This window comes from Curtobacterium sp. Csp2, assembly GCF_013347165.1.
This window is the reverse complement of record NZ_CP054593.1, coordinates 3,088,653-3,098,915: the sequence shown is the minus strand read 5'-3', so window position 1 is coordinate 3,098,915 and position 10,263 is coordinate 3,088,653. Positions and strand designations below refer to the sequence as shown.

The window sequence follows — 10,263 nt, the reverse complement described above, 5'->3', positions numbered from 1 at the left end:
GGTACACGGTCCGGGCGACGGTCCGTGCGGCGGGGTCGGCGGCGAACAGCCGGTCGGGGTGCGGGGCGAGTGGGGTGGCGGTGCTGGTCCGGGTCATCGTCGACTCCTTCAGGACGGGCGGCGGGCGGTGGCCGGTGCGGGGCCGGTGGACTCCCGCACGGTCAGGTGGGTGGGCAGGGCGACGGCGCTCGCCGGGTGGTCGCCGACCGGGTCGCCGAGCGGATCGTCGGACGGGGACGCGCCGAGCCGACCGAGCAGCATCCGGATGGCGACCTGTCCGGCACGCTCGATCGGCGACGTCATCGTGGTGAGCGGTGGGTTGCAGAAGTCGGCACCGAAGATGTCGTCGCACCCGACGACGGACATGTCCTCCGGGACGCGGACGCCGCGCTCCCGCAGCCGGGTGAGCATGCCGATGGCGATGAGGTCGTTGAACGCGATGCAGGCCGTCGCGCCCGCGTGGACGGCGGCGTCGGCAGCGGCGGCACCGGAGTCGACGAACGGTGCGTGCGGGCCGATCCGCGCGACCCGGACACCCAGGCGCTTCCCCACGCGGACGAGCGCGCGCCAGCGGCGTTCGTTCGACCACGAGCTGTCCGGACCGGCGACGTAGAGCACGTCCCGGTGGCCGAGCGACACGAGGTGCTGCACGGCCTGCTCGACCCCGCCGGGGGTGTCGATGAGCACCGAGGGGACCCCCGCCGGTCGGCGGTTCACGACGACGAGCGGTGTCCGCTCCGCGAACCGGGCGATCTGCGCGTCGGACAGGCGGGACGCGGTGAGCACCGCGCCGTCGGCCTTCGTCGCGATCGCGCTCAGGGCTGCGAGCTCCGCCTCGGCCGACTCCTCGGTGTCGACGAGCAGCTGCGTCCACCCTGCGGCGGCGAGCTGGTGCTGCGTGCCACGGATGACGTCGAAGTAGAAGGGGTTCGTGATGTCCGAGACGAGCACGGCGACGGCCCGGGTGCGACCGGACGTCAGGGCCCGTGCCTGCTGGTTCGGGACGTAGCCGAGCTCCCGCGCCGCGTCCTGGATCCGCTGCTGCGTGGCGCGGTTCACCCGGTCGGGCAGGGACAGCGCACGGGACACCGTCGACGGGGCCACACCGGTCGCGTCGGCGATGTCCCGGATCGTCACCCGCCGAGCGGTGTCGGTGTCTGCGCTGCTCACGGTGGTGACGCTAAGCCGCCGTGGCAACAAGTGGCAACCGGTTGCCGCATGTTGCCACGGAGCGGGACAGTGGGGCGCACAGCCGGCAGCGCCGCCGGTCGGCCGGGCTCAGCCCGGTGGAGGCTTCGAGGAGGAAACCCCCGCATGAGCACAGGAAGACGCAGGACCCGCGCCCTCGTCGGTGCCGCCGTCGTCGCAGTCGCCGCCCTCACGCTCCAGGGCTGCGCGATCGTGAACGGCAGCGGCGACGACCCGAACACCCTCCGCGTGATGATGGGCGCGGACACCACCTACCCCAAGGAGCGCAAGCAGTGGCAGCAGGAGACCGCTGCCGAGTTCGAGCGCACCACGGGCGCCCGGATCCAGTGGGAGACGTACTCCTCCGCGCAGGAGGAGCTGACCGCCATCCAGACGAGCGTCATCTCCGGACAGGGCCCCGACGTCTACGCGATCGGCACGACGTTCACCCCCACCGCGTACGCCACCGGCGCCTTCGTCGAGATGGGCAGCAAGGAGTGGCGGGCGGTCGGCGGCAAGGACCAGTTCGACGCCGCCTCGCTCGGCATCTCCGGGCCGAGTGCGTCGAAGCAGATCGGCATCCCGTTCGCCAGCCGGCCGTTCGTGATGGCGGTCAACAAGGACCTCCTCGCCCAGGCGGGCATCACCGACCTGCCGACCACCTGGGACGAGCTCACCGCGGACGCGAAGGCGACCACCGGTGACGGCCACTTCGGCATGGCGATCGCCTACGCCGACGGGTTCGACCCGTGGAAGTTCGTCTGGGGCATGGCGCAGAACGCCGGCAACACGATCGTCGACGGCTCGAAGGCGGAGATCTCCGCGGACGCGGTCGAGAACGCCTACCGCACCTACTTCGACTGGGTGACGAAGGACGGCGTCGTCGACAAGGCCGCGATCGGCTGGAACAACGCCCAGGCCCTCGCCCAGTTCGCGGACGGCAAGGCCGCGTTCTTCCCGATGACGACCACGACGTCGCTGAACACCCTCAAGGGCTCGGCGGTCGACGGCAAGTACGAGTACGCGCTCCTGCCGACGGTGCCCCCTGGTGCGACCGAGCGTCCGGCCGACGGGATCGAGGCGGCGAGCATCCTGTCCGGCGACAACCTCGTCGTCGCCGACTACGGCAAGAAGCAGGACCTGTCCTTCGACTTCGTCAAGCAGGTCTCGTCACCGGCGGCCCAGGAGCGCTACTTCGAGCTGTTCGGGCAGCTGCCGACCAACACGCAGGCCGCGCAGACCATCGCGCAGGAGAACCCCGACCTCGCTCCGATCGTCCAGGCCGGCAAGCTCTCGAAGCCCACCGCCTTCACCGGCGCGTGGTCCGACATCCAGCTCTCGCTCGTCGACGTCGTCGTGCAGTCCATCCCGTCGCTGAAGAGCGGCGAGGTGACCGACGACCAGCTCCGGAAGCGGCTCGACGCCGCACAACGGGACGCCCAGGCAACCCTGGACCGGCAGAAGAACGGAGGCCTGTGATGACGCAGGTCCGGCCACACGGCAAGACACCCCTCTACAAGCGCGAGCGCCCCCTGTGGATGCTCCTGCCAGGCGGTGTCCTCATGCTCGTCGTCATCGTCGTGCCGCTCCTGGTGGGCGTGTACATCGCGATGCTCGACCTCGACCAGTACACCCTCCGCGAGTGGTTCAGCGCCCCGTTCGTCGGCCTCGCCAACTTCGTCGAGGCGTTCACGGACTCGCCGCTCCTGCACTCGGTCTGGATCTCGGTGTCGCTGTCCGTGCTCGTCACCGCCGTCACCGTCCCGATCGGTGTCGCCGCGGCGGTCTCCACGCAGAACCGGTTCCCCGGGAGCGGACTCGTCCGCTCGATCTACCTCATCCCGTACGTGCTCCCGGCCTTCGTCGTCGGCACGTTCTTCCGCACGATGCTCCAGCCGCAGGGCGTGGTGAACACGGTGCTCGGCACGGACGTCCTCTGGCTGAACGGCTCGGCGTCCTACTGGGCCCTGGCCGGCGTGATGATCTGGACGAGCTGGCCCTTCGTCTACCTGCTCTCGCTCGCGGGCCTGCAGGCAGTCGACAACGAGGTGCACGAGGCCGCGGCGCTCGACGGCGTCACGTGGTGGGCGAAGCTGCGGTACATCATCTTCCCGTACCTCCGCGGACCGCTCAGTCTGGCGGTGATCATCTCGATCCTGCACAACATCAACAACTTCACGCTGCCGTTCGTGCTGTTCGGCATCCCGCTGCCCTCGAGCGTCGAGGTAATGCCCGTCCTGACGTACATCGCGAGCTTCCAGTCGTTCCGCTTCGGGCTCTCCGCGGCGATGGCGATCTGCTCGCTCGTGATCGTCGCCATCCCGCTGTTCGTGTACCTGCGGGCCGTCAAGCTCGACACCGGTGACGACGCCGGCCCCAGTCGCAAGCAGCGCCGCAGCGACCGGCTGACCCTCGCAGCAGCGACCCCGGCCGCCGCCGCCGACCTCGACGGAGCCCGCGCATGAGCGCCTTCAGCACCACCCGCACCCGGCCCACCGCGACGCTCACCGAGAGCATCACCACCGGGGGCGCCAGGAGGCGCACCAAGCGCCCGTACGACACCGACGTCACCCGGCTCCTGCCCCGGTGGCTCCTGGTCGTCGTGATCGCCGTGATCATCGCGTTCATCGCCGCGCCGGTGCTCTACATCCTGTTCGGCTCGGTCAACTCGGACGTCGCGGTCGCACGCGGCGAGTACTTCCCGTCCGAGTTCACGCTGGCGAACTACGTCGAGATCTGGAACACCGTCGCCCTCGGCCAGGGGCTGGTGAACTCGCTCCTGACCGCCGGGGCCGTGGCCGTCGCGAGCGCCGCGCTCGCCGTGTCGACCGCCTACGTCCTGGTCCGGTTCCGGTTCCTCGGCCGGCTCACGATCCTGCGCGGGCTCCTCGCCCTGCAGTCCATCCCGGGGACCCTCCTGCTCCTGCCGGTGTTCGTCGTCTTCGCGAACATCGCGAGCGCGACCGGTGTGCAGGTCATCGGCACCCGTTGGGGCCTCTTCGTCACGTACCTGACGTTCGCGCTGCCGTTCTCGACGTGGGTCATGGTGACCTACCTCCGCGGGCTGCCGAAGGAACTCGAGGAGGCGGCGCGCATCGACGGTGCCTCGAGCGGACGCATCCTGCGGAGCGTCGTCCTGCCGCTGTCCTGGCCCGGCATCGTCGTGTCGGCGATCTTCGCCTTCCTGCTCGGGTGGAACGACGTGCTCTTCAGCACGATCATGACGACCCCGAACACCCGCACCGTCGCGGTCGTCCTGCAGGTGCTCGGCACCACGCAGGAGGGCGGCGCCGTCCCGATCTACGGCCAGATGATGGCCGCCTCGATCGTGTGCGCCGTGCCGGTCGTCGCGCTCTACCTGATCTTCCAGCGCTACCTGGTCGGTGGCCTGACCGCCGGCTCCGTCAAGTAGCGAACGCAACCAGACGTCGGACAGGAGGCGCGGTGCCAGCCCGCCCCGCGCCTCCCGTCCGGTCTCACGAAGGGAATGCAATGACCGACCAGCCAACGTGGGAGCTCTCCGGCTTCGGCGACGAGATCGACGCCGACCCGGCGATCCAGGTCGCCGTGCTGCAGGCGCTCGGCGCCTCCGCGATCGAGGTGCGGAGCGCCTGGGGGGTGAACGTCGTCGACCTCGACGAGGACCAGCTCGCCGGCCTGCACCGCCTGTTCCAGGAGCGCGGTCAGACCGTCTCCGCCATCGCCTCACCGATCGGCAAGGTCGCCGTCGACGAACCCGTCGAGCACGAGGTGGGCCGGCTCGGCCGGGCGATCGCCGCCGCGCACGCCCTCGGTACGACGAACATCCGGATCTTCTCGTTCTACTTCCCGGACCGTGCACCGGAGGACATCCGCGACGACGTCCTCGTCCGGATGCGGGCGCTCGCCGACCTCGCCGAGCGCGAGGGCGTCACGCTCCTGCACGAGAACGAGAAGGACATCTACGGCGACGTGCCCGACCGTGTGCTCGACGTCGTCGAGAGCGTCGGGTCACCCGCGCTGCGGCTCGCCTGGGACAACGCGAACTACGTGCAGTGCGGGGTCCGCCCGTTCACCGACGGGTGGGCGCAGCTCGCCCCGTACGTCGACTACCTGCAGGTCAAGGACGCGCTCGCCGCGGACGCGTCCGTGGTCCCCGCGGGTGAGGGCGACGGCGAACTGCTCGACACCCTGACCGCACTCCGCGACGCCGGGTACGCCGGCTACGCGTCGCTCGAACCGCACCTCAGCGACTTCACCCACCTCGGCGGGTTCTCCGGCCCCGCGGCCTTCGGTCGCGCCGGTCGCGCCTTCCGCACCCTCACCGACCAGATCGGAGTCACCCTGCGATGACCACACCACTCAAGCTGGCAGTCGTCGGTGCCGGCGTCATCGGTCGCCACCACGCCCGCGTCGCCGTCCAGCACCCGGACCTGCAGGTCGTGGCGCTCGTCGACGCCGTCCCCGCCGCGGCCACGAGCGCCGCCGACGAACTCGAGTCGACGGGAGCCACCCGTCCGATCACGACGTCCACGATCGAGGAGGCCATCGAGCAGACCGACATCGACGTCGTCGCGATCTGCTCGCCGTCGGGCATGCACGTGCAGCTGGCCGAGGCGGCCCTCGCCGCGGGCAAGCACGTCGTCATCGAGAAGCCCCTCGACACGACCATGCCGCGAGCCCGGCAGATCGCGGCGCTCGCCGCGGACGCTCGCGAGCGCGGACTCGTCACGAGCGTCATCAGCCAGCACCGGTTCGACCCGGCGTCGGTCGCCGTCGCCGGTGCGGCACACGGCGGCGACTTCGGGACCGTGACCTCGGGGGTCGCGAGCGTGGCGTGGTACCGGTCGCAGGGGTACTACGACTCGGGCGACTGGCGGGGCACCTGGGCGCTCGACGGCGGCGGCGCGGTGATGAACCAGGGCGTGCACACCGTCGACCTGCTCGTGTGGGCCCTCGGTCGTCCGGAGGAGATCTCCGCCCAGGTCGGGCTGCTCGCGCACGACCGCATCGAGGTCGAGGACACCGCCGTCGCCACCGTCCGGTTCCGCGGCGGGGCGCTCGGCGTGGTCCACTGCACGACGGCCGCCTACCCGGGCCTCTCCGCGCGCTGGGCCGTGTACGGCACGCACGGTTCCGCGATCGTCGACGACGACCGGCTCGCGTACTTCCACGTCGCCCCCGACACCGCGACGCTCGATTCCGCGGCGACGACGGCGAACACCACCGCGGTGGCCGACGCCGCCGACCAGAAGGACCGGGTCGTCCCGCCCGAGCACGTCGTCGGCGGGCCGGTCGAGCCGGACCACTTCGCCGCCGGGCACGCCCGGCAGTACACCGACATCGTCGCCGCGATCCGCGAGGGCCGGGACCCCGGCGTCACGGTCGACGCCGCACTCGTCTCGCTCGCGACCGTCCGCGGGCTGTACGTCAGCGCGACGCTCGGGCAGCCCGTCCGGATCGACGACGTCATCGACGGGAAGTACGACGACGTCGTGCCGGTCGTCGGAGCGCCGTCCCGCACCGCCGCCACCGCCACCACCGCCGCCAGTGAAGGAGCAGTCCGATGAAGTTCTCCGTGTTCACCGCCTCCACCCCCGACTGGACGCCGGACGAAGCCGCACGGAACCTGGCGGGCCAGGGCTGGGACGGCATCGAATGGCGCATCGTCGACGACCGCACCGAGGACGGCTCGTCCGGCTTCTGGGCCGGCAACCGGTCGACCTGGCAGTACAGCGGCATCACCGAGCAGGTCGGCGAGATCGCCCGGACCACCGACGCCGCCGGGCTCGAGTACTCGGGCATCGGCGGGTACCAGCCCGTGTCCGACCGTGCGGGCGTCGAGACGATGCTCCGCGTGACGGCCGAACTCGGTGCCCGTCAGGTCCGCGTCACGATGCCCTGGTACCGGCGCGAGCGCGAACGCACGCACGAGACGTACGGGCAGATGTTCGACCGCACCCGGGCCGACCTCGAGTGGACGGCCGGTCGCGCTGCGGAGCTCGGCGTGAAGGCGCTGGTCGAGCTGCACCACATGACGATCACCCCGTCGGCGTCGGCGGCCCTGCGGCTCGTCGACGGCCTCGACCCCGCACACGTCGGCGTCATCCACGACCTCGGCAACCTGGTCATCGAGGGACATGAGGACCACCTCGCGGCCTTCGAGCTCCTCGGCCCGTACCTCGCCCACGCGCACGTCAAGAACGCCCGGTGGGTCGACACCGGCGACACCCGCGCCGACGGCAGCCGGGTCTGGCAGCACGAGTGGGCGCCGCTGCGTGACGGGCAGGCGTCCGTGTCCGAGTACCTCGACGCGCTCCACCAGGTCGGCTACGACGGCTGGGTCACGATCGAGGACTTCTCGACCGACCTCCCGCTCGCCGAGCGCACCGCGGACAACCTCGCCTACCTCCGCTCCCTGGTCCCGGTGGCGGCATGACCGACCGTCGACCCGGCATCGTGCACCTGGGGGTGGGGGCGTTCGCCCGCGCACACCTCGCCTGGTACACGCAGCACGCCATCGGCGAACCGTGGGGGATCACCGCCTTCACGGGACGCTCGCCCGCGGCCGCCGAAGCGCTCGCCGCGCAGGACTGTCGGTACACCCTGGTCACGCGGGCAGCGGACGGCGACGTCGCCGAGGTGGTCGACACGATCGTGGCCGCCCACCCCGGCAGCGACGACACGGCCTGGAGGCGCGCGTTCGCGTCCCCGACGACGAGCATCGTCACGCTGACGGTCACCGAGGCCGGATACCGCGACGGTTCCGACGTCCCCGCCCGGTTGGTCGACGGGCTCGCCGCCCGGCGGGCGGCGGACGGCGGACGGATCGCCCTGGTGTCGCTCGACAACCTGACTCACAACGGCGACGTCCTCCGGGACGCCGTGCACGCCGCGACGGCGGACCCCGACCTCCGAGCCTGGATCGACGACCACGTGACCTTCCCGTCGTCGATGGTCGACCGGATCACCCCGGCGACGACCGACGACGACGTGGCCGGGCTCGCCGACCTGCCGGGCGCCCTGCCCGGCGACCGTGTCCCCGTCGTCACCGAGCCCTTCGTCGAGTGGGTGCTCGAGGACGCGTTCAACGGGATCGACCGCCCCGCGTGGGAGACCGCCGGGGTGCGCCTCGTGCCCGACGTCACCCCGTTCGAGCAGCGGAAGCTCTGGCTCCTCAACGGCTCCCACTCGCTCCTGGCGTCCCTCGGACTCCTGCTCGGGCACGAGACCGTGGCCGAGGCGATGGCCGACCCCCGCTGCCGCGCCGCGGTCGAGCAGCTCTGGGACGAGGCCGCCGCCGAGCTCCCGCTGCCCGCCGCCGAGGTCGACGACGCCCGGGCCGCCCTCGTCGAACGCTTCGCGAACCCGCGGATCCGCCACACCCTGCGGCAGATCGTCGCCGGGAGCGCGGCGAAGCTGCCGGTCCGGGTGGTCGACGTCCTGCGCCGACGACTCGACCGCGACCCGGCCGCCGGCGCCGGACCCGGCGCCGCGACCGCCCTCGCGGCCTGGTGGCTGCACTGCACCGAGCAACCGGAGCTCGTGGACGACCCCGGGGCGCCCGGGCCAGACTCGGACGTGCACGACGTCCTCGCCGTGGTCGCGCCCGACCTCGACACCACCCCCGTGGTCGACGCCGTCACCGCGGCGGCCGACCGCATCCGCACCGCCGCGGCACCTGCTCGCGGCACCGTCGACGAAGGAGTCCTCCGATGAGCACGAGCACCACGAACCCGGCCGCGCCCGTGCCCGGCGCCGGCGACGGGGGAGCGGCGACCGACCCGACCGCCGGCCGCCCGGACACCTGGGCCTCGGTCGACCGCGGGCAGCTCATCGACCGGGCCGAGGTCGTCGTCACGAGTCCGAACCGCAACTTCGTCACGCTGAAGCTCACCACCGCCGACGGTGTCACGGGGCTCGGGGACGCGACGCTGAACGGCCGTGAGCTCGCCGTCGCCGCGTACCTGACCGAGCACGTCGTCCCGCTGCTCGTCGGACGGGACGCGAGCCGCATCGAGGACGCCTGGCAGTTCCTCTACCGCTCGTCCTACTGGCGCCGCGGCCCGGTGACGATGGCCGCGATCGCCGCCGTCGACATGGCACTCTGGGACATCAAGGGCAAGGTCGCGGGGATGCCCGTCTACCAGCTGCTCGGCGGTGCTTCGCGGACCGGGCTCATGGCGTACGGGCACGCTTCGGGCAAGGAGCTCCCGGAGCTGTTCGACTCCATCCGCGAGCACCAGGAGGAGGGCTACCGGTCGATCCGCGTCCAGACGGGGGTCCCCGGACTCGAGAGCATCTACGGCATCGCGTCGAACAAGACCACCGAGGGCAACGCCGGCGTCCGGTACGACTTCGAGCCGGCGCAGCGCGGGGCCTTCCCCGCGATGGAGGACTGGGACACCCGGGCGTACCTGCGCCACGTGCCGACCGTGTTCGAGGCCGTCCGGAACGAGTTCGGCCCCGAGCTGCCGCTGCTCCACGACGGCCACCACCGGATGACCCCGCTGCAGGCCGCGAAGCTCGGCAAGTCCCTCGAGCCCTACGACCTGTTCTGGCTCGAGGACTGCACCCCCGCCGAGAACCAGGAGGCGCTGAAGCTCGTCCGCCAGCACACCACGACGCCGCTCGCGATCGGCGAGGTGTTCAACACGATCTGGGACTTCAAGGACATCATCCGCGACCAGCTCATCGACTACGTCCGCGGTGCGGTGACGCACATGGGCGGCATCTCCCCGCTCCGGAAGACGATGGACTACGCCGCGATGTACCAGATCAAGTCCGGGTTCCACGGCCCGACGGACATCTCGCCCGTCGGGCTCGCGGCGCAGATGCACCTCGGGATGGCGATCCACAACTTCGGCATCCAGGAGTACATGCAGCACGGGCCGCAGACGAACCAGGTGTTCCGGCAGACGTTCACCTTCACGGACGGCTACCTGCACCCGGGCGACGAGCCGGGCCTCGGCGTGACGCTCGACGTCGACGAGGCCGGCAAGTACCCGTACGAGCAGGCGTACCTGCCGTTCAACCGACTGGCCGACGGCACCGTCCACGACTGGTAGCGCGCCCGCCCTGCCCGGGCATGCTGGG

The 10,263-nt window shown here is 71.5% G+C and carries 9 protein-coding genes; 8 read left to right on the top strand and 1 reads right to left on the bottom strand.

The window, feature by feature from the left end:
• Positions 1 to 108 precede the first annotated feature (108 nt).
• A complete protein-coding gene (locus HUN59_RS15040; protein WP_144802601.1) occupies positions 109 to 1,170 on the bottom strand; it encodes a LacI family DNA-binding transcriptional regulator in 1,062 nt (353 codons plus the stop codon).
• 144 nt (positions 1,171 to 1,314) lie between these two features.
• Between HUN59_RS15040 and HUN59_RS15035 the strand changes: the two genes are divergently transcribed.
• The 8 genes from HUN59_RS15035 to manD all read left to right on the top strand — a co-directional run bounded on the left by HUN59_RS15035 (position 1,315) and on the right by manD (position 10,235).
• The gene (locus tag HUN59_RS15035; RefSeq protein ID WP_174778821.1) at positions 1,315 to 2,667 is read left to right on the top strand and encodes an ABC transporter substrate-binding protein; all 1,353 of its coding nucleotides are present in this window, start codon (positions 1,315 to 1,317) and stop codon (positions 2,665 to 2,667) included.
• Entirely contained in the window at positions 2,667 to 3,653 is a 987-nt protein-coding gene (locus tag HUN59_RS15030; RefSeq protein WP_174778820.1) for a carbohydrate ABC transporter permease, read from the top strand. The genes HUN59_RS15035 and HUN59_RS15030 overlap by 1 nt, the downstream gene beginning before the upstream one ends.
• Positions 3,650 to 4,600 carry a carbohydrate ABC transporter permease gene (locus HUN59_RS15025; protein WP_174778819.1) on the top strand — a complete coding sequence of 317 codons (951 nt, stop codon included), beginning with the start codon at positions 3,650 to 3,652 and terminating at the stop codon, positions 4,598 to 4,600. The genes HUN59_RS15030 and HUN59_RS15025 overlap by 4 nt, the downstream gene beginning before the upstream one ends.
• A gap of 80 nt (positions 4,601 to 4,680) precedes the next feature.
• Positions 4,681 to 5,520 (top strand): sugar phosphate isomerase/epimerase family protein, encoded by an 840-nt coding sequence (locus HUN59_RS15020; protein ID WP_174778818.1) that lies wholly within the window; start codon positions 4,681 to 4,683, stop codon positions 5,518 to 5,520.
• The gene (locus HUN59_RS15015) at positions 5,517 to 6,737 is read left to right on the top strand and encodes a Gfo/Idh/MocA family protein (RefSeq protein ID WP_174778817.1); all 1,221 of its coding nucleotides are present in this window, start codon (positions 5,517 to 5,519) and stop codon (positions 6,735 to 6,737) included. Before HUN59_RS15020 ends, HUN59_RS15015 begins: the two co-directional genes overlap by 4 nt.
• The gene (locus tag HUN59_RS15010; protein WP_174778816.1) at positions 6,734 to 7,606 is read left to right on the top strand and encodes a sugar phosphate isomerase/epimerase family protein; all 873 of its coding nucleotides are present in this window, start codon (positions 6,734 to 6,736) and stop codon (positions 7,604 to 7,606) included. Before HUN59_RS15015 ends, HUN59_RS15010 begins: the two co-directional genes overlap by 4 nt.
• Positions 7,603 to 8,886 (top strand): mannitol dehydrogenase family protein, encoded by a 1,284-nt coding sequence (locus tag HUN59_RS15005; RefSeq protein WP_174778815.1) that lies wholly within the window; start codon positions 7,603 to 7,605, stop codon positions 8,884 to 8,886. The genes HUN59_RS15010 and HUN59_RS15005 overlap by 4 nt, the downstream gene beginning before the upstream one ends.
• Positions 8,883 to 10,235 (top strand): D-mannonate dehydratase ManD, encoded by a 1,353-nt coding sequence (gene manD / locus HUN59_RS15000; RefSeq protein ID WP_254629900.1) that lies wholly within the window; start codon positions 8,883 to 8,885, stop codon positions 10,233 to 10,235. The genes HUN59_RS15005 and manD overlap by 4 nt, the downstream gene beginning before the upstream one ends.
• The last annotated feature ends 28 nt before the right edge of the window (positions 10,236 to 10,263 follow it).

Coding starts and splice junctions, on each gene's coding strand:
- HUN59_RS15035 (WP_174778821.1), top strand. CDS start 1,315: ATGAGCACAGGAAGACGCAGGACCCGCGCCCTCGTCGGTGCCGCCGTC.
- HUN59_RS15030 (WP_174778820.1), top strand. CDS start 2,667: ATGACGCAGGTCCGGCCACACGGCAAGACACCCCTCTACAAGCGCGAG.
- HUN59_RS15025 (WP_174778819.1), top strand. CDS start 3,650: ATGAGCGCCTTCAGCACCACCCGCACCCGGCCCACCGCGACGCTCACC.
- HUN59_RS15020 (WP_174778818.1), top strand. CDS start 4,681: ATGACCGACCAGCCAACGTGGGAGCTCTCCGGCTTCGGCGACGAGATC.
- HUN59_RS15015 (WP_174778817.1), top strand. CDS start 5,517: ATGACCACACCACTCAAGCTGGCAGTCGTCGGTGCCGGCGTCATCGGT.
- HUN59_RS15010 (WP_174778816.1), top strand. CDS start 6,734: ATGAAGTTCTCCGTGTTCACCGCCTCCACCCCCGACTGGACGCCGGAC.
- HUN59_RS15005 (WP_174778815.1), top strand. CDS start 7,603: ATGACCGACCGTCGACCCGGCATCGTGCACCTGGGGGTGGGGGCGTTC.
- manD (WP_254629900.1), top strand. CDS start 8,883: ATGAGCACGAGCACCACGAACCCGGCCGCGCCCGTGCCCGGCGCCGGC.